Below are 22,114 nucleotides of genomic sequence, written 5' to 3'. Positions count from 1 at the left end.
GGCGCGTCGGTGGGTCAGCGTGAGCCCGCAGCGTCACGAATCGAAAGATCCATGAGCCGCGGGGGAGACCACGACGCTGTCACCGTGCAGCACCTGTGCGGAGCCGATAGGCACCGCACAGCTCAACAAGGAGAGAACGTGCCAACCATTCAGCAGTTGGTTCGCAAGGGTCGCTCGCCCAAGGTCTCGAAGACCAAGGCGCCGGCGCTCAAGGCGAACCCGCAGCAGGCGGGTGTCTGCACCCGCGTGTACACCACCACCCCGAAGAAGCCGAACTCGGCGATGCGCAAGGTCGCCCGTGTCAAGCTCCGCAACGGCACCGAGGTCACCGCGTACATCCCCGGCGAGGGCCACAACCTGCAGGAGCACTCGCTCGTGCTGGTGCGCGGCGGTCGTGTGAAGGACCTCCCCGGTGTCCGCTACAAGATCGTCCGCGGTGCGCTCGACACCCAGGCAGTCAAGAACCGTAAGCAGGCTCGCAGCCGCTACGGCGCGAAGAAGGGCTGAGAAAGATGCCTCGTAAGGGACCCGCCCCGAAGCGCCCCGTCGTCAACGACCCGGTCTACGGCGCACCGATCGTCAGCCAGCTCGTGAACAAGATCCTCGTCGACGGCAAGAAGTCGCTCGCCGAGTCGATCGTGTACAACGCCCTCAAGGGTGTCGAGGCGAAGAACGGCCAGGACGCCGTCGCCACGCTCAAGAAGGCGCTCGACAACGTGCGCCCGACCCTCGAGGTCAAGTCGCGCCGCGTCGGTGGCTCGACCTACCAGGTGCCGGTCGAGGTCAAGCCTCACCGCGCCAACACCCTCGCCCTCCGCTGGCTCGTGAGCTACGCCAAGGGCCGTCGTGAGAAGACGATGACCGAGCGCCTCCAGAACGAGATCCTGGACGCCTCGAACGGCCTCGGTGCCGCGGTCAAGCGCCGCGAAGACACCCACAAGATGGCCGAGTCGAACCGCGCCTTCGCGCACTACCGCTGGTAACCAGCATCCCCGCCGCTCCCGCGACCAGCGGGAGCGGCGGGCCCGCTACCATCTTCAACAGCTAAGGACACCCCGTGGCACAAGAAGTGCTCACCGACCTCAACAAGGTCCGCAACATCGGCATTATGGCGCACATCGATGCCGGCAAGACGACGACGACCGAGCGCATCCTGTTCTACACGGGCGTCAACCACAAGATCGGCGAGACGCACGACGGCGCTGCCACCACCGACTGGATGGAGCAGGAGCAGGAGCGCGGCATCACGATCACGTCGGCCGCCGTCACGTGCTTCTGGAACAAGAACCAGATCAACATCATCGACACGCCCGGCCACGTCGACTTCACGGTCGAGGTCGAGCGTTCGCTGCGCGTCCTCGACGGCGCGGTCGCCGTCTTCGACGGCAAGGAGGGCGTCGAGCCCCAGTCCGAGACCGTCTGGCGCCAGGCCGACAAGTACGACGTGCCCCGCATCTGCTTCGTCAACAAGATGGACAAGCTGGGCGCCGACTTCTACTTCACGGTCGACACCATCGTCAACCGCCTGAAGGCCAAGCCGCTCGTGCTCCAGCTGCCCATCGGCGCGGAGAACGACTTCGTGGGTGTCATCGACCTCGTCGAGATGCGCGCCCTGGTGTGGCCCGGCGACGCCAAGGGCGACGTGACCATGGGCGCCAAGTACGAGATCCAGGAGATCCCGGCCGACCTCGCCGACAAGGCCGCCGAGTACCGCGAGAAGCTGCTCGAGACGGTCGCGGAGTCCGACGAGCACCTCCTCGAGAAGTACTTCGGCGGTGAGGAGCTCACGGTCGCCGAGATCAAGGGCGCCATCCGCAAGCTGACCATCGCCTCGGAGCTCTACCCCGTGCTCTGCGGCTCGGCGTTCAAGAACCGCGGCGTGCAGCCGATGCTCGACGCCGTCGTGGACTACCTCCCGTCGCCCCTCGACGTCCCCGCCATCGAGGCGAAGGACCCGAAGGACGAAGAGATCATCATCGAGCGCCACGCCGACCGCGACGAGCCGTTCGCGGCGCTCGCGTTCAAGATCGTGACGCACCCGTTCTTCGGTCGCCTCACCTACATCCGCGTCTACTCGGGTCACCTCGACTCGGGCGCCCAGGTCGTCAACGCGACCAAGGGCAAGAAGGAGCGCATCGGGAAGATCTTCCAGATGCACGCCAACAAGGAGATGCCGGTCGACTCGGTCACCGCGGGCCACATCTACGCGGTCATCGGCCTCAAGGACACCACCACCGGTGACACCCTGGCCGACAGCGCGAACCAGGTCGTCCTCGAGTCGATGACGTTCCCGGAGCCGGTCATCGAGGTCGCCATCGAGCCGAAGACCAAGGCCGACCAGGAGAAGCTGGGTCTCGCGATCCAGAAGCTCGCCGAAGAGGACCCGACGTTCCGCGTCGAGCAGAACGCCGAGACCGGCCAGACGGTCATCAAGGGCATGGGCGAGCTGCACCTCGACATCCTCGTGGACCGCATGAAGCGCGAGTTCAAGGTCGAGGCCAACGTCGGAAAGCCCCAGGTGGCGTACCGCGAGACGATCCGCAAGACCGTCGAGCGTCACGACTACACGCACAAGAAGCAGACCGGTGGTTCGGGTCAGTTCGCCAAGATCCAGTTCGCGCTGGAGCCCCTCGAGGTCACGGCCGACAAGACGTACGAGTTCGAGAACAAGGTCACCGGTGGCCGCATCCCGCGCGAGTACATCGAGCCGACCAACCAGGGCTTCCAGGACGCCATGAACGTCGGCGTGCTCGCCGGCTACCCCATGGTGGGCGTGAAGGCGATCCTCATCGACGGTGCCTCGCACGACGTCGACTCGTCCGAGATGGCGTTCAAGATCGCGGGCTCCATGGGCTTCAAGGAGGCCGTCCGCAAGGCGAACCCCGTCATCCTCGAGCCGCTCATGGCCGTCGAGGTGCGTACTCCCGAGGAGTACATGGGCGACGTCATCGGCGACCTGAACTCGCGTCGTGGCCAGATCCAGTCCATGGAAGACGCCCAGGGCGTCAAGGTCGTCCGCGCGCTGGTCCCGCTGTCCGAGATGTTCGGCTACATCGGCGACCTGCGTTCGAAGACCTCGGGCCGCGCCGTCTACTCGATGGAGTTCGACAGCTACGCCGAGGTTCCTCGCAACGTGGCCGACGAGATCATCCAGAAGGTCAAGGGCGAGTAACCCTTTTCCGCCGGGATGCCTCGGTGACGCGGCATCCCGGCGGCACAACTTCACACAGAATCACCAGAACCGTCTCTACTAAGGTGGAGATATCCCCGTAGACGACCGGCGCACACCAGCGCCCGGAACCTCTACACGAACGTCCTGAGGAGGACCCAGTGGCTAAGGCCAAGTTCGAGCGCACCAAGCCGCACGTGAACATCGGAACGATCGGTCACGTCGACCACGGCAAGACCACGCTCACCGCCGCAATCTCGAAGGTGCTCGCCGACACGTACCCGTCGGCCACCAACGTGCAGCGCGACTTCGCGTCGATCGACTCGGCTCCCGAGGAGCGTCAGCGCGGTATCACGATCAACATCTCGCACGTCGAGTACGAGACCCCGAAGCGTCACTACGCTCACGTCGACGCCCCGGGTCACGCCGACTACATCAAGAACATGATCACCGGTGCCGCTCAGATGGACGGCGCGATCCTCGTGGTCGCCGCCACCGACGGCCCGATGGCTCAGACGCGTGAGCACGTGCTGCTCGCCAAGCAGGTCGGCGTGCCCTACCTGCTCGTCGCGCTGAACAAGTCGGACATGGTCGACGACGAGGAGATCCTGGAGCTCGTCGAGCTCGAGGTTCGCGAGCTCCTCTCGTCGCAGGACTTCGACGGCGACAACGCTCCGGTCGTCCGCGTCTCGGGCCTCAAGGCTCTCGAGGGCGACGCCGAGTGGACCGCGAAGATCCTCGAGCTCATGGAGGCGGTCGACGAGTCGATCCCCGACCCGGTGCGTGACAAGGACAAGCCGTTCCTCATGCCCATCGAGGACGTCTTCACCATCACCGGCCGCGGCACGGTCGTCACGGGCCGCGCCGAGCGTGGCACGCTGGCCATCAACTCCGAGGTCGAGATCGTGGGTCTGCGCCCGACGCAGAAGACGATCGTCACCGGTATCGAGATGTTCCACAAGCAGCTCGACGAGGCCTGGGCCGGCGAGAACTGTGGTCTGCTCCTGCGCGGCACCAAGCGTGACGACGTCGAGCGCGGCCAGGTCGTCGTGAAGCCCGGTTCGGTCACCCCGCACACCAACTTCGAGGGCACGGCGTACATCCTGTCCAAGGAGGAGGGCGGCCGTCACAACCCGTTCTTCACGAACTACCGTCCGCAGTTCTACTTCCGCACCACCGACGTCACCGGCGTCATCACGCTGCCCGAGGGCACCGAGATGGTCATGCCCGGCGACACCACCGACATGACGGTCGAGCTGATCCAGCCGATCGCCATGGAGGAGGGCCTCGGCTACGCCATCCGTGAGGGTGGCCGCACCGTCGGCGCCGGCACGGTCACGAAGATCCTCAAGTAAGGTTCTTCGGCGCAACTGCTGCGAGAAGCCCCCGGGAGTGATCCCGGGGGCTTCTCCGCGTTCTGCGGGCGCCGCCGCGCCGGGAGAACCCGCGCGGCGCGCAGGGGTTCCGCCGCGGCATCCGTCCCGACAGGATAGGGCTGGGCGCGTCGCCGGAGGCGCGCGAAGGAGTGAGCATGGGCGGTTTCGACGACCTCGTCAATCAGGGCAAGGGCCTGTATGAGCAGAACAAGGACAAGATCGGCGAGTTCCTGAAGTCCGAGCAGGCCGAGGACATCAGCGACAAGGTGCTGGACGGCGCCTCGGGGCTCGCGAAGAAGGTCGTGCCCGAGGAGCACCACGACACGGTCGACGACATCCGCGGGAATGTCGACGGAGCGGTCGGCAACCAGTAGCGCGATCTTGGAGGAGCGGCCCGGGGCGACCCGGGCCGCTCCTTCGTCTGCTCAGGACAACCGCGGAAGACACCGCGACTTTCGCGCGGCGCCTTGACGCGCCGCGGTCTCCCGAATACGTTTGGCGGCGGGAACACGCTTCGGCTCGTGTTTGGGGAGAACGCCGAACCATTTGGGGATCAACTGGGGACGCCTACTTCGCTGGCCGTTGCGTGCTGGGAGGGGCTCCATCTTGGGGCACCCTGTGTCGTTTCGACCAAGGGTGAAGGAAATGTTCAGTCGTACTTTCGTGCGCGCCTCGAAGTCTGAGGGTCTGCGCAGCCGCATGCGTCAGGAGCGGAATCAGGAGCGCAGGATCGCGCTGCAGAACCGCTGGTATGTGGGAGGACTCGCGGCGATCGTCGCGAGTTCGCTCGTTTTCTCGGGCATGTCCCCGGCTTCGGCGGAGGAGGTGACGACAGACCCCGCCGCAACGACAGAGGCCACGACGACCGCCACGACATCGACGGATGCTGCGACCCCGCCGCCTGCGGAGGAGCCGGCCGCGGAAGAGCCCGCGGCGGAGGAACCGGCCGCCGAGGAGCCCGCAGCCGAAGAGCCTGCGGCCCCGGTGGAGGAGCAGAAGGCTGAGGAGCCGGCCGCCGAGGAGCCGGCCGCTCCGGTCGCCGCGCTCGCCGCGCCCGAGGAGGAGGACGTCGTGGCACTCGCGTGTCCGCCGCTCTTCTACGGTTTCGAGATCGACGGCGACCGCCCGGTCAACTGCGGTGGCCAGGACTGGGACAGCGTGCCCGACGCGAGCACGAACAGCCACGGCCCGTACAAGACCACCAACGACAACAGCGACCCGTCGACGTGGTATGCCGCGGGAAGCCCGTCCCAGCACGCCACGATCCTCAACGCGCAGGCGTGGTCGACGACGGTGGACGGCGACCCGATCCTGTTCGCCGCGTGGGACCGAGCCAGCGGCACCGGTTCGTCGGGCTTCATCATCGAGATCACCAAGGCTCCGACGCGCTCCGGCGGTGAGGGCAACGTGCCCCAGCCCGACCGCTCGCTCGGCGGGACGGTCTTCTTCATGGACCAGAGCGGCAACGACGGCACCATCCTCCGGGGCGTGTGCACGTACACCAGCACCGCGAACTACCCTGGCACCTGCATCACCAGCAACTTCCCGGCGAACAGCTTCATGGGAGTCACCAACGCCGACGGCACGTTCGTCGAGGTGGGCCTCAACCTCGCTCTGCTCGCCAACGTCAAGCCCGGCTGCCCGCCGACGCTGGGCTCCTCGGTCTACATCCGCTCGTTCACCGGCAACAACAACGAGCTCGGCGGCAACATCCAGGCCTGGGCAGGTCCGCTGAGCATCACCCCGCCGTCGACCTGTGTGCCGCTGACGGCGACCAAGACCGCGGTCCCCTCGTTCGTCCGCGACTACAACTGGCAGATCGAGAAGACGGTCGACCCGGCGAGCGCCACCGTGCGCCCCGGTGAGAACGCGACGTTCGACTACACCGTCACGGTCACGCCCTCGGCGCCGATCGACTCGGGCTACACGGTCACCGGCGTGATCACGGTCACCAACACCAACCCGATCGACGTGCCGATCACGGGCGTCACGGACTCGATCCCCGGCGCACAGTGTGTGATCACGACCCAGCAACTGCCCGTCGTGCCGAAGAACGGCGGCACCGCGCAGGTCGCGTACAGCTGCACGCTCCCCTCGGGGACGGCCGGCAAGAACACCGCGACCGTGACCTGGGACTCGTCGGCGATCCCCGCCGGCTCGACGAACGCGACCGCGGACTTCACGTTCGCGGGCGTGGCGCCGAGCACGACGACGGATGCCTCGGTGACCGTGTCCGACACGGCCGCCGAGTTCGGCGGCCCCAAGACCGTCACCGACGTCACCAAGCCCACGGTCTTCGAGTACTCGCGTGACCTCGGCGACGATGTCGCGGCCGGCGCGTGCAAGGAGTACGACAACACCGCGTCGATCGCGGCGACGTCCAACCAGCCGGTGCTGTCCGACAGCGCCACCGTCGAGGTCTGCACCGGTGAGAACCTGACCATCGAGAAGAACGTCGTGGTGAGCCTGACGCGGACGTACGCGTGGGACATCGAGAAGAGCGTCGACGAGACGGTCCGGACGGTCGACGAGAACGGTCAGGCGACGTTCAACTACGTCGTCGAGGTGACTCCGGGTGCCGCGACCGACTCCGACTGGGCGATGGAGGGCGAGATCGACGTCTTCAACCCGAACAACGAGGATGTGACGGCGACCGTGACCGACGTGCCCTCGTTCGAGGGCGCCTCCTGCACGGTGACGGACGGCGTCGACGCGACGATCCCCGCGAACTCGACCAGGACGTTCGAGTACACCTGCAGCTTCTCGGAGGACGGCCCGTTCATCACGGGGTCCAACAAGGCGACGGTGACGTGGGACGCCGACGAGGCGTCGAGCCCCGACTCGAGCGCGGACTACACCGCGCAGATCACGGAGGCCGACTGGGACATGACCCTCGTCAACGACACCATCACGGTGATCGACGACATGACCGACCCCGAGAACCCGGTCGTGCTCGGCACGGCGAACTGGGCGGACGGCCCGCAGGAGTTCCCGTACGAGCTGACCCTCGACGGCGTTCCGGGCACCTGCGTCGACTACACGAACACCGCATGGATCGAGGAGACGGGGGAGCAGGCGGACGAGACCGTCACGGTCTGCGACTACCAGGACATCATGGTCAGCAAGACGGCTGAGGGTTCGTTCGACCGCGACTACGACTGGACGATCACCAAGACGGTGGACCACACCTCCGCCACGGTGGGCGCCGGTGCGTCGGCGAAGTTCGCGTACACCGTGACCGTCACGCCGACGGCCGCCATGGACTCGAACTTCGCGGTGTGGGGGACCATCTCGGTCACCAACCCGAACGACGTGGACGTGGCCATCACGCTCGAAGACGCCCTGCCCGGCGGGGAGTGCCAGGTCGGCGGGACCGATGACCTCGTGATCCCGGCCGGCACCACCGTCGAGTTCCCGTACGAGTGCACCCTGGCCGACGCGACCGCCGAGACGGCCGTGACGAACACGGTGGACATCACGTGGGACGCTGAGGAGCTGCTCGGCACCTCGGGTGCCGCGGAGGCGACCGCCGACGTGGACTTCGCCGAGGTGACGCCCGCCACGACGGACGCCACCGCCACCGTGTCGGACACGGCGGCCGAGTTCGGCGGCGAGGTCGTTCTGAACGCGGTCGACGGCGAGAAGGTCTTCACGTACTCGCGTGACCTGTCGACGGTCAACGGCGCATGCGCGAAGCACCCGAACACCGCCACGGTCACCCCGTCCGACGACGAGCCCGTCTCGGCGTCGCAGTCGGTCGAGGTGTGCCCCGCGGCGCAGCCGCCGCTGCCGGCGACCGGTGGCGGACAGGTGCCGCCGCTGCTGGTCCTGCTCAGCGTGCTCGCCCTGCTCGGAGGCACGACGATGCTGATCGTCGCCCGCCGCCGCCGCGGAGAGGCCAAGGCAACCCTCTGAACGTGAGGGAGAGCGGGACCGCCCCAAGGCCCGCTCTCTCCCACACGAGTCCCGCCGCGTGAGCGAACGGACGACCGAGCCCCTCGCACCCCAAAGGCGAGGGGCTCGGTCGCGTGTCGCAGACATGCGAGGGGACGGATGCCGCGGCCCGCGGCATCCGTCCCGCGCGTCGATTCGCGCATCCGGGCGTGTCGCGGTAGCCTGCACGGAAGGCGGTTCTCCGCCTGTTCCGCGACCCTCGGGAAGGATGCGGAACCCGGATCCCATTCGGCCCGAACCGCGTGTGGTCTGACGCCCGGTCCCCCCGACGGGTGGGTGGTGCGCCCCCGCGCACTGAAGGAACGCGGTACCCCCGTGCCGCAGCAGTACCGACGTGCCCCCGCACGTCGCTGGGATGTACGGCGCGCCTCGGTGCGCCGCTGGGAGATACGGCGTGCCTCGCTGGTGCGCCGCTGGGATGACGGTGCGCTTCGGCGCACCGCTGGGACGGCGCCGTGCGCCGAAAAAAGGGGAGGACCACTGTGTCTGCAGTGCGCAATCGAACATTCAAGGCATTGGCTGCGGCGCTGGGCGCCGCTGCCCTCGTGGCGGCACCGCTGGTGACCGCGGGGGCGTCCGCGGACGACGCACCTGACGCCTGGCCCGCTGACACCGTCGGCGTGAAGGGGGAGCTGGTCGAGTGGACGTCGGAGACGAACCACACCGACTACTGGGAAGAGGAGTATCCGAACGCGGTCGCTTGCTACTCGAGCGAGGGGAACACCGACCACGGTCGGATCACCGACGACGGTAAGACCGTGACGCTCAACGAGTACGACTCGTCGTGGCCGGGCGACCACTGGGAGGTGCTCGTCATCAAGGCAGGCAGCCTGTGGAACAGCGTGATCGAGAACCCCGAGCCCGGTGTCGCGTACGCGTCGCCGCCCAACGACGGCGGCAAGCAGGCCAACGTGTCCCACTGGATCGTCTGCAAGGGCGAGTACCCGACGGAGAAGCCGAAGGACAAGGTCACCGAGACCGAGGAGTCGACTACCGATTGCGGCGACGAGGTCGTGGTCACTGTCACCACCATCACGACCACGCCGTACAAGTGGGACGCCGAGGCGGAGGAGTGGGTCCTCGACGAGGCCAACGCCAAGACGGAGGAGAAGCGCGAGACCCGCGAGCTGACCGAGGAGGAGTGGGCGGACTGCAACCCGACCACCACCAAGACCACCTACGGCGAGTGGGTCGACGGTGAGTGGGAGTGCGGCGACACCACGGTGACGCAGACCCGCGAGGTGTACACGACCGTCTACCACGGCGAGGACGCGGAGCCGACCGTCACGACCACCGAGACGCAGACCCGCGAGCTCACGGCCGAGGAGTCCGAGCAGGATTGCACGCCGACCCCGACCCCGACCCCGACCGTGACGCCGGCCGACCCGGGCGGCACGCCGACGTCGACCGATTCCGAGGCCCTCGCGGCCACGGGCGGCGGCATCAGCCCGATGTTCGCGGTCGCCGGTGGTGCCGTGCTGTTCGCCGGCGTCTCGGCCGTCGCGTTCGCGGCCTACCGTCGCCGTCAGGGCGCCGCGGAGTAACGCCGCAGAGCCAGGTGAAGGGGCGGTCGCGCGCAGCGCGGCCGCCCTTTCGCATGGGCATGCCGCATCCGTTTCCGTCCGCTGCTGAGAAACGCCCGAGCATACCCGCGTCGCGACACGCCCGAGTTTGCGACACGCCCGGGGTGCACGTAGACTAGTGAGGTTCCACATTCCGACGCCCCTCTTGGCGTGCGTCGGATCACTGCCAGGGCAGTGCATAGGCAGCGCAACGCGCAGGGTCCTAGGCCGCGGGCAGCAGAACCACCACATCACGAATCCACCTCGGGCGGAGCTCTGCTTCGCGCGCGGGGAGGGCGGATGCCGGGAGCAGCGTTTCGGCGCGGCATCCGGATTGACAGCAGAACAGCGGTGCAGCACGCACTGCGTAAGCGGTGCAGAAGTGCCATGGCGCTTTGCGCCACGTGCGTCCAATGCCACAGGGGTATGACGCGAGAAAGAGAGTGAGCAGACAATGGCGGGACAGAAGATCCGCATTCGCCTGAAGTCGTACGACCACGAGGTCATCGACTCGTCGGCGCGCAAGATCGTCGACACCGTGACCCGTGCGGGCGCGACGGTCGTGGGCCCCGTGCCCCTTCCGACGGAGAAGAACGTGATCGCCGTGATCCGTTCTCCCCACAAGTACAAGGACAGCCGCGAGCACTTCGAGATGCGCACCCACAAGCGTCTGATCGACATCATCGATCCGACGCCCAAGGCTGTCGACTCGCTCATGCGCCTCGACCTTCCAGCCGATGTCAACATCGAGATCAAGCTCTGAGGTTCGACATGGCTGACATCAACAACAAGATTTCCAAGGGCCTGCTCGGCACCAAGCTCGGCATGACCCAGGTCTGGGATGAGAACGGCAAGCTCGTTCCCGTCACCGTCATCGAGATCGCCCCGAACGTGGTCACCCAGGTGCGCACGCCGGAGCGCGACGGCTACAAGGCCGTTCAGATCGCCTACGGCCAGATCGACCCCCGCAAGGTGAACCAGCCCCTCACGGCCCACTTCGAGGCCGCAGGTGTCACCCCGCGCCGTCACCTCACCGAGATCCGCACCGCGGACGCCGCTGACTACTCACTCGGTCAGGAGCTCACGGTGGACGGCACGTTCGAGGCCGGCCAGCTGGTCGACGTCGTCGGCACCAGCAAGGGCAAGGGCACCGCGGGTGTCATGAAGCGCCACAACTTCAAGGGCGTCTCCGCCTCGCACGGTGCGCACCGCAACCACCGCAAGCCCGGCTCGATCGGCGCCTCGTCGACCCCGAGCCGTGTCTTCAAGGGCATGCGCATGGCCGGCCGTATGGGTGGCGAGCGCGTGACCGTCCTCAACCTCAAGGTGCACGCCATCGACGCCGAGAAGGGTCTGCTGCTCGTCAAGGGCGCCGTCCCCGGCGCTCGCGGCCGCATCGTCTACGTCCGCAACGCAGTGAAGGGTGCCTGATCTCATGGCTGACTCGACTCTCGCGCTCGACGTCGTGAAGGCAGACGGCAAGAAGGCTGGCTCGGTCCAGCTGCCTGCCGAGCTCTTCGACGTCAAGACGAACATCCCGCTCATCCACCAGGTCGTCGTCGCGCAGCTCGCGGCGGCTCGCCAGGGCACCCACTCGACCAAGCGTCGCGGTGAGGTCTCGGGCGCCGGCCGCAAGCCCTTCAAGCAGAAGGGCACGGGTAACGCCCGCCAGGGCTCGATCCGCGCGCCGCACATGACCGGTGGTGGCATCGTCCACGGTCCGAAGCCGCGCGACTACGCGCAGCGCACCCCCAAGAAGATGATCGCGGCCGCTCTGCTGGGCGCGCTCAGCGACCGCGCTCGCGGCGAGCGTCTCCACGTCGTGGAGTCGTTCGGCATCGAGGGTGCCCCGTCGACCAAGGCCGCCGCTGCGGTCCTGACCGGTCTCGGCGCCACCAAGAACGTGCTCGTGGTCGTGGACCGCTCGGACGACATCAGCGTCCTCAGCGTCCGCAACATCGCGTTCGCCCACGTGCTGCCGGCCGACCAGCTCAACGCCTACGACGTGCTCGTCTCGGACGACATCGTCTTCACCAAGGCCGCCTACGACGCGTTCGTCGCGTCCAAGAGCGCCGCCACCGAGGAGGTCTCGGCATGACCGGCATCAACAAGGACCCGCGCGACATCATCCTGAAGCCGGTCGTTTCGGAGAAGAGCTACGGGCTCATCGACGAGGGCAAGTACACCTTCCTCGTCGACCCCCGCGCCTCGAAGACCGAGATCAAGCTCGCCATCGAGAAGATCTTCGGCGTCAAGGTCGCAGCGGTCAACACGCTCAACCGCACGGGCAAGGCCCGTCGCACCCGCTTCGGCACGGGCAAGCGCAAGGACACCAAGCGCGCCATCGTGACCCTGAAGTCGGGCACCATCGACATCTTCACGGCAGTCGGCTGACGGTCGGGATAGAGGACTAGAGATATGGCTATTCGCAAGTACAAGCCCACGACCCCGGGTCGCCGCGGCTCGTCGGTGGCCGACTTCGCCGAGATCACCCGATCGACGCCCGAGAAGTCGCTCCTCCGCCCGCTCGCCAAGACCGGTGGCCGCAACAACCAGGGCCGCATCACCACGCGTCACATCGGTGGTGGCCACAAGCGTCAGTACCGCGTCATCGACTTCCGTCGTAACGACAAGGACGGCATCAACGCCAAGGTCGCGCACATCGAGTACGACCCCAACCGCACCGCGCGCATCGCGCTCCTGCACTACTTCGACGGCGAGAAGCGCTACATCCTCGCGCCGAACAAGCTGTCGCAGGGCGACATCGTCGAGTCGGGCGCCTCGGCTGACATCAAGCCGGGCAACAACCTGCCGCTGAAGAACATCCCCACCGGTACCGTGATCCACGCGATCGAGCTCCGCCCCGGCGGCGGCGCGAAGCTGGCCCGCTCGGCCGGTGCGTCGGTTCGCCTCGTGGCGAAGGACGGCCCTTACGCGCAGCTGCGTCTGCCCTCGGGCGAGATCCGCAACGTCGACGCGCGCTGCCGCGCGACCGTCGGCGAGGTCGGCAACGCCGAGCAGTCGAACATCAACTGGGGCAAGGCCGGCCGCAAGCGCTGGAAGGGCGTCCGCCCGACCGTCCGCGGTGTCGCCATGAACCCGGTCGACCACCCGCACGGTGGTGGTGAGGGCAAGACGTCCGGTGGTCGTCACCCCGTTTCGCCGTGGGGTCAGCCTGAGGGCCGCACCCGTCACGCGAACAAGGAAAGCGACAAGTACATCGTCCGTCGTCGCAACGCCGGCAAGAAGCGGAAGTAGGAGTAGAGGAAGATGCCTCGCAGCCTTAAGAAGGGCCCCTTCGTCGACGAGCACCTGCTTCGCAAGGTCGTCGTCCAGAACGAAGCCGGCACCAAGAACGTCATCAAGACCTGGTCGCGCCGTTCGATGATCATCCCGGCCATGCTGGGTCACACCATCGCCGTGCACGACGGACGCAAGCACATCCCCGTGTTCGTGTCCGAGACCATGGTCGGCCACAAGCTGGGCGAGTTCGCGCCCACCCGCACCTTCCGCGGCCACGTGAAGGACGACAAGAAGGGCCGCCGCCGCTGACGCGGGGGCAGAGGAGAGAGAAATGGTGGAGTCCATCGCACGCGTGCGACACATCCGCGTGACCCCTCAGAAGGCTCGTCGTGTCGTTGCGCTCATCAAGGGCAAGCAGGCTGAGGAGGCCCTGGCCATCCTCAAGTTCGCACCGCAGGGTGCGAGCGAGCCGATCTACAAGCTCGTCGCCGCCGCGATCGCGAACGCTCGCGTCAAGGCGGACAAGGACGGCGAGTACCTGGACGAGCAGGACCTGTACGTGAAGAACGCGTACGTCGACGAGGGCACGACGCTCAAGCGTTTCCAGCCCCGCGCGCAGGGTCGTGCCTTCCAGATCAAGAAGCGCACCAGCCACATCACCGTCGTGCTCTCGACCCCCGAGGTCGCGGAGACGGCGCCGGCTGCCAAGAGCAAGAAGGCGAGCAAGTAATGGGACAGAAGGTCCACCCGTACGGCTTCCGCCTCGGCATCACGACCGACCACGTGTCGCGTTGGTTCTCGGACTCGACGAAGCCCGGCCAGCGTTACGCCGACTACGTCGCCGAGGACATCCGCATCCGCAAGCTCCTGCAGACCCAGCTCGACCGGGCCGGCGTGAGCAACATCGAGATCGAGCGCACCCGTGACCGCGTTCGCGTCGACATCCACACCGCCCGTCCGGGCATCGTGATCGGTCGCCGCGGCGCCGAGGCCGAGCGCATCCGCGCCGACCTCGAGAAGCTCACCGGCAAGCAGATCCAGCTGAACATCCTCGAGGTCAAGAACCCCGAGGCCGACGCCCAGCTCGTCGCGCAGGGCATCGCCGAGCAGCTCACCGCTCGTGTGGCGTTCCGCCGCGCGATGCGCAAGGGCCTGCAGGGCGCGCAGCGCGCCGGCGCCAAGGGTGTCCGCATCCAGGTCTCCGGCCGCCTCGGCGGCGCCGAGATGAGCCGCTCGGAGTTCTACCGCGAGGGTCGTGTGCCGCTGCACACGCTGCGCGCGAACATCGATTACGGCTTCTACGAGGCCAAGACCACCTTCGGCCGCATCGGCGTGAAGGTCTGGATCTACAAGGGCGACCTGACCAACAAGGAGCTCGCTCGCGAGCAGGCCAACGCGCCGAAGTCGGACCGTCGTCGCGACGACCGCCGTGGCGGCCCGCGTGGCGACCGCGGCGAGCGTGGCGGCGAGCGCCGCAACGAGGCCCCCGTGGCAGAAGGAGCGTCGGCGTAATGCTCATCCCCCGCAAGGTCAAGTACCGCAAGCAGCACCACCCCAAGCGCGATGGCCAGGCCACCGGCGGCACGAAGGTCTCCTTCGGCGAGTTCGGCATCCAGGCCCTCACGCCCGCTTACGTGACCAACCGTCAGATCGAGTCCGCTCGTATCGCGATGACCCGTCACATCAAGCGTGGCGGCAAGGTGTGGATCAACATCTACCCCGACCGTCCGCTCACCAAGAAGCCGGCCGAGACCCGCATGGGCTCCGGTAAGGGTTCGCCGGAGTGGTGGGTCGCAAACGTCAAGCCGGGTCGCGTCCTCTTCGAGGTCGCGGGCGTCAACGAGCAGCTCGCTCGTGAGGCCCTGACCCGAGCCATCCACAAGCTGCCGCTGAAGGCACGCATCATCAAGCGCGAGGAGGGCGACGCGTAATGGCGATCGGCACCAAGACGCTCGCCCCGAGCGAGCTCGACACGTTCGAAGACCAGCGCCTCGTCGAGGAGCTGCGCAAGGCCAAGGAAGAGCTGTTCAACCTGCGCTTCCAGTCGGCCACCGGCCAGCTCGAGAGCCACGGCCGCATCCGTGCGGTCAAGCGCGACATCGCGCGGCTCTACACCGTGATCCGTGAGCGCGAGCTCGGCATCCGTGCCACGCCCGCGCCGCTGGAGACCGCGACGAAGGCGAAGAAGACGAAGGCCAAGAAGTCGGATGAGACTTCCGCGGCCGCGAAGGAAGAGGCCGAGTGATGGCTGACAAGAAGCAGGCCGCTGAGGTCGAGCACGGCGAGCACGACGTTCGCGACGCCGACGCCCGTGGCTACCGCAAGGCCCGCCGTGGCTACGTCGTCAGCGACAAGATGGACAAGACCATCGTCGTCGAGGTCGAGGACCGCGTGAAGCACCCGCTCTACGGCAAGGTCATCCGCCGCACCTCCAAGGTGAAGGCGCACGACGAGACGAACTCCGCCGGCATCGGCGACCTCGTCCTCATCAACGAGACCCGCCCGCTCAGCGCCACCAAGCGCTGGCGTCTGGTCGAGATCCTGGAGAAGGCCAAGTGATTCAGAACGAGTCCCGCCTCAAGGTCGCCGACAACACGGGCGCCAAGGAGCTGCTCACCATCCGCGTTCTCGGTGGCTCGAACCGCCGTTACGCGGGCCTCGGTGACATCATCGTGGCCACCGTCAAGGACGCGATCCCGGGCGGCAACGTCAAGAAGGGCGACGTGGTCAAGGCCGTCGTCGTCCGCACCGTCAAGCAGACCCGTCGTGCCGACGGTTCGTACATCAAGTTCGACGAGAACGCCGCCGTCATCCTGAAGAACGACGGGGAGCCCCGCGGCACCCGCATCTTCGGACCGGTCGGTCGTGAGCTTCGCGACAAGAAGTTCATGAAGATCGTCTCGCTCGCACCGGAGGTGATCTGACCTCATGGCCAAGATCAAGAAGGGTGACCTGGTTCAGGTCATCACGGGCAAGAAGCAGGACAAGGGCGGCGACCGCGGCAAGCAGGGCAAGGTCCTCGAAGTCCTCGCCGAGCAGAACCGCGTCATCGTCGAGGGCGTGAACTACGTCACGAAGCACAACCGTGTCGGTCAGTCGCAGCGCGGCACCAAGACGGGCGGCATCGAGACGATGGAAGCCCCCATCCACATCTCCAACGTCCAGGTCGTCGACCCCTCGACCAAGAAGCCGACCCGCGTCGGCCACCGTGTCGAGGAGCAGACCAAGGACGGCGTGAAGCGCACCGTCCGCGTGCGCTACGCGAAGAAGTCAGGCAAGGACCTCTGAACATGAGCACCACCACTGCCGTGGAGGCTGGCAAGATCCAGCCCCGCCTGAAGCAGAAGTACAACGCCGAGATCAAGAAGGCGCTGCAGGACGAGTTCGGCTACGACAACGTCATGCAGATCCCCGGCCTGGTCAAGGTCGTCGTGAACACCGGTGTCGGCGAGGCTGCTCGCGACAGCAAGGTGATCGATGGTGCGGTCGACGACCTCACCAAGATCACCGGCCAGAAGCCGGTCGTGACCAAGGCCCGCAAGTCCATCGCGCAGTTCAAGCTGCGTGAGGGCCAGGCCATCGGCGCGCACGTCACCCTCCGCGGCGACCGCGCGTGGGAGTTCATCGACCGTCTCGTCAACCTCGCCCTGCCCCGCATCCGCGACTTCCGCGGCCTCTCGGGCAAGCAGTTCGACGGTCACGGCAACTACACCTTCGGTCTCCAGGAGCAGTCCGTGTTCCACGAGATCAACCAGGACAAGATCGACCGCGTCCGCGGCTTCGACATCACCATCGTGACGTCGGCCAAGACGGATGCCGAGGGCCGCGCGCTCCTGCGCGCCCTGGGCTTCCCGTTCAAGGCTGACGACGCGCAGGCGTAATTCCTGAAACGGATGCTGCGACCCGGCGCACACGGCCGGGTCGCAGCATCCGAACCCACAACTGAATACGGCAATCATGGAAGGTCGTCTGGCGTGTAACGGCAGCCGATACCTCGTGAACAAAGGAATCAAGAAATGACAATGACAGACCCGGTCGCAGACATGCTGACCCGTCTGCGCAACGCGAACTCGGCGCACCACGACTCCGTGTCGCTGCCGAGCTCCAAGCTCAAGACCCACATCGCCGAGATCCTCAAGCAGGAGGGCTACATCTCCGCGTGGGAGGTCTCGGACGCCCGTGTCGGCCAGACCCTCACGCTGACGCTCAAGTACGGCCCGAACCGCGAGCGGTCGATCGCCGGCATCAAGCGCGTCTCGAAGCCCGGCCTCCGCGTGTACGCGAAGTCGACCGAGATCCCGCGCGTCCTCGGCGGCCTCGGCGTCGCGATCCTGTCCACCTCCTCCGGTCTGCTCACGGACCGTCAGGCAGAGCAGAAGGGCGTGGGTGGGGAAGTCCTCGCCTACGTGTGGTGATCTGACATGTCGCGAATCGGTCGTCTTCCGATCGACATCCCCGCCGGCGTGACCGTTTCGGTCGATGGCCAGGATGTCGCCGTCAAGGGCCCCAAGGGCGAGCTCACGCTCACCGTGGCCCGTCCCATCGAAGTCAAGGTCGAGGACAGCCAGGTCGTCGTGACCCGTCCCGACGACGAGCGCGCTTCGCGTTCGCTCCACGGCCTGACCCGCACGCTCATCAACAACAACATCATCGGTGTCACCCAGGGCTACACCAAGGGTCTCGAGGTCGTCGGCACGGGTTACCGCGTCGCGCAGAAGGGCACGGCGGTCGAGTTCGCTCTCGGCTTCTCGCACCCCGTCCTCGTCGAGGCGCCCGCGGGCATCACCCTGACCGTCGAGGGCAACAACAAGCTCACGGTCTCGGGCATCGACAAGCAGGCCGTCGGCGAGGCCGCGGCCAACATCCGCAAGATCCGCAAGCCCGAGCCGTACAAGGGCAAGGGTGTGCGCTACGCCGGCGAGGTCGTTCGGCGCAAGGCCGGAAAGGCTGGTAAGTAACCATGGCTGTGAAGTCGAAGTCCGACGCGCGCGCGCGTCGTCACGCCCGCCTTCGCAAGAAGGTCGTCGGCACCACCGAGCGTCCCCGCCTGGTCGTCACGCGTTCGTCGCGTCACGTGTTCGTGCAGCTCGTCGACGACAGCAAGGGCCACACCGTGGCCTCTGCCTCGACCCTCGAGACCGACCTGCGTGCGTCCGACGCTGACAAGACCGCCAAGGCCCGCAAGGTCGGCGAGCTTCTCGCCGAGCGCGCGAAGGCCGCCGGCGTCTCGGACGTCGTGTTCGACCGTGGCGGCAACCGCTACGCCGGCCGTGTCGCGGCGATCGCCGACGGCGCCCGCGAGGGAGGTCTGAACCTGTGAGTGACAACAAGGAGAACATCGTGACCGAGCAGGCTGCTGCCGAGGCGCAGGCCCCGGCTGCTGACGCGCCCGCCGAGCGCGAGCGCGAGCCGCGCCGCGGTGGTCGCGAGCGCAACCAGACCCGCGGTGACCGCGGTGGTCGCGACCGCAACGAGAGCCAGTTCCTCGAGCGCGTCGTCACCATCAACCGTGTCTCGAAGGTCGTCAAGGGTGGTCGTCGCTTCAGCTTCACCGCGCTCGTCGTCGTCGGCGACGGCAACGGTGTGGTGGGCGTCGGCTACGGCAAGGCCCGCGAGGTGCCCCTGGCGATCTCGAAGGGCGTCGAAGAGGCCAAGCGCAACTTCTTCCGCGTGCCCCGCGTCGGCTCGACCATCCCGCACCCCGTGCAGGGTGAGGCCGCTGCCGGTGTGGTGCTGCTGCGCCCCGCCGCAGCCGGTACCGGTGTTATCGCCGGTGGCCCGGTGCGTGCCGTCCTCGAGTGCGCCGGCATCCACGACGTGCTGTCGAAGTCGCTCGGCTCGTCGAACACGATCAACATCGTCCACGCGACGGTGGAGGCCCTGAAGCAGCTCGAGGAGCCCCGTGCGGTCGCCGCGCGTCGCGGTCTCGACTTCGACCAGGTCGCCCCCGCCCGTCTCGTCCGTGCCGAGGCTGACGCCGCGGCCGCTGCGAAGGCAGGTGTCTGATGGCTGCGCGCCTGAAGGTTACGCAGGTCAAGTCCAAGGTGAGCGAGAAGCAGAACCAGCGTGACACGCTGCGTTCGCTCGGTCTGAAGCGGATCGGCGACTCGGTCGTCCGTCCCGACGACGCGCAGACGCGCGGTTACGTCCGGACCGTCGCGCACCTCGTGAAGGTTGAGGAGATCGACTGATGGCTGAGAAGAACGAAGCCGTCGAGGCCGAGAAGGCCCCGAAGAAGGCTGCTGCTCCCAAGGCCGCCGCCGAGAAGAAGGCCCCCGCGAAGGCTGCCGCCGCCAAGGCCGACAAGGCTGAGAAGGCGCCCGCCAAGAAGGCCGCCGCCAAGAAGGACGTCCCGGCTTCGCGCCCGGGCGTGCTGAAGGTGCACCACCTGCGTCCGGTCCCGGGCTCCAACCAGGCCAAGACCCGCGTGGGTCGCGGTGAGGGCTCGAAGGGCAAGACCGCCGGCCGTGGCACCAAGGGCACCAAGGCCCGCTACCAGGTCAAGGTGGGCTTCGAGGGCGGCCAGATGCCGCTGCACATGCGCACCCCGAAGCTGCGCGGCTTCAAGAACCCGTTCCGCGTGGAGTACCAGGTCGTGAACCTGGAGAAGCTCGCGGAGCTGTACCCGGCCGGTGGCGACGTCACCGTCGGCGACCTGGTCGCCAAGGGTGCAGTGCGCAAGAACGAGAAGGTCAAGGTGCTCGGCACCGGCGACATCTCGGTGAAGCTCAACGTGTCGGTCGACAAGGTCTCGGCTTCCGCCGAGCAGAAGATCGTCGCCGCGGGCGGCGCCGTCAAGTAATACGCGCACAGTGGGGGTCGGAGCTTGCTCCGGCCCCCACTGGGTTACCCTGGACGTCGGCACGTCTGCGTGCCGACGCCCCCTCTGGAGGAATCCTCTTGTTCAGCGCCATCGCGCGGATCTTCCGCACACCCGACCTGCGTCGGAAGATCGCATTCACCCTGGCGATCATCGCCCTGTACCGCTTCGGTGCGCATGTTCCCGCACCGTTCGTCGACTTCCCGAACGTGCAGTCGTGTCTGCGGCAGTCCGCCGGCACCGAGGGCCTCCTCTCGCTGGTGAATCTGTTCTCCGGCGGCGCCCTCCTGCAGCTGTCGATCTTCGCTCTCGGCGTCATGCCGTACATCACGGCGACGATCATCGTGCAGCTGCTGCGCGTGGTCATCCCGCACTTCGAGACCCTCTACAAGGAGGGCCAGGCGGGCCAGGCGAAGCTCACGCAGTACACGCGCTACCTCACGATCGCGCTGGCGCTCCTGCAGTCGACGACCCTCGTCACCGTTGCGCGCAGCGGCCAGCTCTTCGGGACCACCGGTGTTCCCGAGTGCGAGAACCTCCTCACGAACGACGTGTGGTGGGCGCAGCTGCTCATGATCATCACGATGACCGCCGGCACCGGCCTCATCATGTGGTTCGCCGAGCTCGTCACCGAGCGCGGCATCGGCAACGGCATGTCGCTGCTGATCTTCACCTCGATCGCCGCCGCGTTCCCCGCCTCGATGTGGGCGATCTGGCAGTCCAAGGGCTTCGAGGTCTTCCTGCTCGTGCTGGCCGTCGGCATCGTCGTCGTCGGGCTCGTCGTCTTCGTCGAGCAGTCGCAGCGCCGCATCCCGGTGCAGTACGCCAAGCGCATGGTCGGTCGCCGCACCTACGGCGGCACGAACACGTACATCCCGATCAAGGTCAACATGGCAGGCGTCGTGCCCGTCATCTTCGCCTCGTCGCTGCTGTACATCCCGGCGCTCATCGCGCAGTTCAACCAGCCGCAGGCGGGCGAAGAGGTTCCCGCCTGGGTCGCGTGGATCCAGCTGTACCTGGTGCGCGGCGACCACCCGCTGTACATGGCGCTGTACTTCCTCCTCATCGTCGGCTTCACCTACTTCTACGTCGCGATCACGTTCAACCCCGTCGAGGTCGCCGACAACATGAAGAAGTACGGCGGCTTCATCCCCGGCATCCGTGCTGGTCGTCCGACGGCGGAGTACCTGGACTACGTCCTCACCCGCATCACCCTCCCGGGCTCGATCTACCTCGGTCTGATCGCGCTCCTGCCGCTCATCGCCCTGGCGACGGTCGGCGCGAACCAGAACTTCCCGTTCGGCGGCGCCTCCATCCTCATCATCGTCGGCGTGGGTCTCGAGACGGTGAAGCAGATCGACGCGCAGCTCCAGCAGCGCCACTACGAAGGGCTCCTCCGATGACGCGACTTCTGATCGTCGGCCCGCAGGGTTCGGGCAAGGGAACGCAGGGCATCCGCATCGCCGAGGCGTTCGGCGTCCCGGCCATCTCGACGGGCGACGTGTTCCGTGCCGCCGTCGCGGACGGCTCGGAGCTCGGCAGCCAGGTCAAGGCCATCATCGAGGCGGGCGACCTCGTCCCCGACGAGCTGACCAGCGCCGTCGTGCGCGAGCGCCTCTCGCAGGAGGACGCAGAGGGCGGGTTCCTCCTCGACGGCTACCCCCGCAACGTCGCCCAGGTGATGCACCTGGACGAGTTCCTCGAGGGCCGCGACGAAGAGCTCGACGCCGTGATCCTCCTGGACGTGCCGCGTGAGGAGAGCATCTCCCGCATCGCGCAGCGTGCGCAGGAGCAGGGTCGCACCGACGACACCGAAGAGGTCATCGCGAACCGCCTCGCGATCTACGAGCGCGAGACGGCCCCGATCGTCGGCGTCTACGAGGCGCGCGACCTCGTGCTGCACATCGACGGCGTGGGCTCTCTCGACGAGATCACCGACCGCATCATCGCGGCGCTCAAGGGGCGCGGCCTCCGCCGCGCCGCCTGATCC

29 protein-coding genes are annotated in these 22,114 nt (G+C 67.2%); all 29 read left to right on the top strand.

Annotation, left to right across the window (positions count from 1 at the left end; genetic code table 11):
* Window positions 1–138 precede the first annotated feature (138 nt).
* The 29 genes from rpsL (at window position 139) to JNB61_RS14560 (ending at window position 22,111) form a co-directional block, all read left to right on the top strand.
* Window positions 139–507, top strand: coding sequence for a 30S ribosomal protein S12 (rpsL, locus tag JNB61_RS14700; protein ID WP_018171438.1), 369 nt, complete (start codon window positions 139–141; stop codon window positions 505–507).
* 5 nt (window positions 508–512) lie between these two features.
* Complete coding sequence (rpsG, locus tag JNB61_RS14695) at window positions 513–983, top strand: 30S ribosomal protein S7 (RefSeq protein ID WP_042538706.1); 471 nt, start codon at window positions 513–515, stop codon at window positions 981–983.
* 74 nt (window positions 984–1,057) lie between these two features.
* Window positions 1,058–3,172, top strand: coding sequence for an elongation factor G (gene fusA, locus JNB61_RS14690; RefSeq protein WP_220291899.1), 2,115 nt, complete (start codon window positions 1,058–1,060; stop codon window positions 3,170–3,172).
* 158 nt (window positions 3,173–3,330) lie between these two features.
* The gene (gene tuf / locus JNB61_RS14685; RefSeq protein ID WP_056371402.1) at window positions 3,331–4,524 is read left to right on the top strand and encodes an elongation factor Tu; all 1,194 of its coding nucleotides are present in this window, start codon (window positions 3,331–3,333) and stop codon (window positions 4,522–4,524) included.
* A gap of 176 nt (window positions 4,525–4,700) precedes the next feature.
* Window positions 4,701–4,919 carry an Rv0909 family putative TA system antitoxin gene (locus JNB61_RS14680; protein ID WP_220291897.1) on the top strand — a complete coding sequence of 73 codons (219 nt, stop codon included), beginning with the start codon at window positions 4,701–4,703 and terminating at the stop codon, window positions 4,917–4,919.
* Between the two features lie 271 nt (window positions 4,920–5,190).
* Entirely contained in the window at window positions 5,191–8,460 is a 3,270-nt protein-coding gene (locus JNB61_RS14675) for a hypothetical protein (RefSeq protein ID WP_220340096.1), read from the top strand.
* Window positions 8,461–8,990: 530 nt separating this feature from the next.
* On the top strand, window positions 8,991–10,043 hold the full coding sequence (locus JNB61_RS14670; RefSeq protein ID WP_220340095.1) for a hypothetical protein: 1,053 nt from the start codon (window positions 8,991–8,993) through the stop codon (window positions 10,041–10,043).
* A gap of 472 nt (window positions 10,044–10,515) precedes the next feature.
* Window positions 10,516–10,824 carry a 30S ribosomal protein S10 gene (rpsJ, locus tag JNB61_RS14665; RefSeq protein ID WP_018171443.1) on the top strand — a complete coding sequence of 103 codons (309 nt, stop codon included), beginning with the start codon at window positions 10,516–10,518 and terminating at the stop codon, window positions 10,822–10,824.
* An 8-nt stretch (window positions 10,825–10,832) separates the two neighbouring features.
* Window positions 10,833–11,492, top strand: coding sequence for a 50S ribosomal protein L3 (gene rplC, locus JNB61_RS14660; RefSeq protein WP_159846883.1), 660 nt, complete (start codon window positions 10,833–10,835; stop codon window positions 11,490–11,492).
* Window positions 11,493–11,496: 4 nt separating this feature from the next.
* Window positions 11,497–12,159 carry a 50S ribosomal protein L4 gene (gene rplD / locus JNB61_RS14655; protein ID WP_159846881.1) on the top strand — a complete coding sequence of 221 codons (663 nt, stop codon included), beginning with the start codon at window positions 11,497–11,499 and terminating at the stop codon, window positions 12,157–12,159.
* Window positions 12,156–12,455 (top strand): 50S ribosomal protein L23, encoded by a 300-nt coding sequence (gene rplW / locus JNB61_RS14650; protein WP_159846879.1) that lies wholly within the window; start codon window positions 12,156–12,158, stop codon window positions 12,453–12,455. Before rplD ends, rplW begins: the two co-directional genes overlap by 4 nt.
* Before the next feature lie 24 nt (window positions 12,456–12,479).
* Window positions 12,480–13,319: a 50S ribosomal protein L2 gene (rplB, locus tag JNB61_RS14645; RefSeq protein WP_220291883.1), complete on the top strand. Its 840-nt coding sequence runs from the start codon at window positions 12,480–12,482 to the stop codon at window positions 13,317–13,319.
* Between the two features lie 12 nt (window positions 13,320–13,331).
* Window positions 13,332–13,613 carry a 30S ribosomal protein S19 gene (gene rpsS, locus JNB61_RS14640; RefSeq protein ID WP_045275479.1) on the top strand — a complete coding sequence of 94 codons (282 nt, stop codon included), beginning with the start codon at window positions 13,332–13,334 and terminating at the stop codon, window positions 13,611–13,613.
* Between the two features lie 22 nt (window positions 13,614–13,635).
* The gene (gene rplV / locus JNB61_RS14635; RefSeq protein ID WP_045301488.1) at window positions 13,636–14,034 is read left to right on the top strand and encodes a 50S ribosomal protein L22; all 399 of its coding nucleotides are present in this window, start codon (window positions 13,636–13,638) and stop codon (window positions 14,032–14,034) included.
* Window positions 14,034–14,816 carry a 30S ribosomal protein S3 gene (rpsC, locus tag JNB61_RS14630; RefSeq protein WP_159846877.1) on the top strand — a complete coding sequence of 261 codons (783 nt, stop codon included), beginning with the start codon at window positions 14,034–14,036 and terminating at the stop codon, window positions 14,814–14,816. Before rplV ends, rpsC begins: the two co-directional genes overlap by 1 nt.
* On the top strand, window positions 14,816–15,235 hold the full coding sequence (gene rplP / locus JNB61_RS14625; protein WP_067354305.1) for a 50S ribosomal protein L16: 420 nt from the start codon (window positions 14,816–14,818) through the stop codon (window positions 15,233–15,235). The genes rpsC and rplP overlap by 1 nt, the downstream gene beginning before the upstream one ends.
* Entirely contained in the window at window positions 15,235–15,549 is a 315-nt protein-coding gene (gene rpmC, locus JNB61_RS14620; RefSeq protein WP_220291881.1) for a 50S ribosomal protein L29, read from the top strand. The genes rplP and rpmC overlap by 1 nt, the downstream gene beginning before the upstream one ends.
* Window positions 15,549–15,863, top strand: coding sequence for a 30S ribosomal protein S17 (gene rpsQ / locus JNB61_RS14615; RefSeq protein ID WP_056371390.1), 315 nt, complete (start codon window positions 15,549–15,551; stop codon window positions 15,861–15,863). Before rpmC ends, rpsQ begins: the two co-directional genes overlap by 1 nt.
* Window positions 15,860–16,228 (top strand): 50S ribosomal protein L14, encoded by a 369-nt coding sequence (gene rplN, locus JNB61_RS14610; protein ID WP_045301495.1) that lies wholly within the window; start codon window positions 15,860–15,862, stop codon window positions 16,226–16,228. Before rpsQ ends, rplN begins: the two co-directional genes overlap by 4 nt.
* A 4-nt stretch (window positions 16,229–16,232) precedes the next feature.
* Window positions 16,233–16,592 carry a 50S ribosomal protein L24 gene (gene rplX / locus JNB61_RS14605; RefSeq protein ID WP_159846873.1) on the top strand — a complete coding sequence of 120 codons (360 nt, stop codon included), beginning with the start codon at window positions 16,233–16,235 and terminating at the stop codon, window positions 16,590–16,592.
* A 2-nt stretch (window positions 16,593–16,594) separates the two neighbouring features.
* A complete protein-coding gene (gene rplE, locus JNB61_RS14600; protein WP_159846871.1) occupies window positions 16,595–17,185 on the top strand; it encodes a 50S ribosomal protein L5 in 591 nt (196 codons plus the stop codon).
* Between the two features lie 135 nt (window positions 17,186–17,320).
* Entirely contained in the window at window positions 17,321–17,719 is a 399-nt protein-coding gene (gene rpsH, locus JNB61_RS14595) for a 30S ribosomal protein S8 (protein WP_116194490.1), read from the top strand.
* Between the two features lie 6 nt (window positions 17,720–17,725).
* Window positions 17,726–18,262, top strand: coding sequence for a 50S ribosomal protein L6 (gene rplF / locus JNB61_RS14590; RefSeq protein ID WP_159846868.1), 537 nt, complete (start codon window positions 17,726–17,728; stop codon window positions 18,260–18,262).
* Between the two features lie 2 nt (window positions 18,263–18,264).
* Window positions 18,265–18,624 carry a 50S ribosomal protein L18 gene (gene rplR, locus JNB61_RS14585; RefSeq protein ID WP_045301506.1) on the top strand — a complete coding sequence of 120 codons (360 nt, stop codon included), beginning with the start codon at window positions 18,265–18,267 and terminating at the stop codon, window positions 18,622–18,624.
* Window positions 18,621–19,310, top strand: a complete 690-nt coding sequence (rpsE, locus tag JNB61_RS14580) for a 30S ribosomal protein S5 (protein WP_220291879.1) — start codon at window positions 18,621–18,623, stop codon at window positions 19,308–19,310. Before rplR ends, rpsE begins: the two co-directional genes overlap by 4 nt.
* Window positions 19,310–19,495 (top strand): 50S ribosomal protein L30, encoded by a 186-nt coding sequence (gene rpmD, locus JNB61_RS14575; protein ID WP_018171461.1) that lies wholly within the window; start codon window positions 19,310–19,312, stop codon window positions 19,493–19,495. Before rpsE ends, rpmD begins: the two co-directional genes overlap by 1 nt.
* Window positions 19,495–20,106, top strand: coding sequence for a 50S ribosomal protein L15 (rplO, locus tag JNB61_RS14570; protein ID WP_159846862.1), 612 nt, complete (start codon window positions 19,495–19,497; stop codon window positions 20,104–20,106). The genes rpmD and rplO overlap by 1 nt, the downstream gene beginning before the upstream one ends.
* 98 nt (window positions 20,107–20,204) lie before the next feature.
* Window positions 20,205–21,527: a preprotein translocase subunit SecY gene (gene secY, locus JNB61_RS14565; RefSeq protein ID WP_159846859.1), complete on the top strand. Its 1,323-nt coding sequence runs from the start codon at window positions 20,205–20,207 to the stop codon at window positions 21,525–21,527.
* Complete coding sequence (locus tag JNB61_RS14560) at window positions 21,524–22,111, top strand: adenylate kinase (RefSeq protein ID WP_220340094.1); 588 nt, start codon at window positions 21,524–21,526, stop codon at window positions 22,109–22,111. The genes secY and JNB61_RS14560 overlap by 4 nt, the downstream gene beginning before the upstream one ends.
* Window positions 22,112–22,114 lie beyond the last annotated feature (3 nt).

It is taken from the genome of Microbacterium ureisolvens, from assembly GCF_019511645.1.
GTDB lineage: Bacteria > Actinomycetota > Actinomycetes > Actinomycetales > Microbacteriaceae > Microbacterium > Microbacterium ureisolvens_A.
Note: the sequence above shows the minus strand (reverse complement) of the source record. Positions and strands in the feature narration are given on the sequence as shown.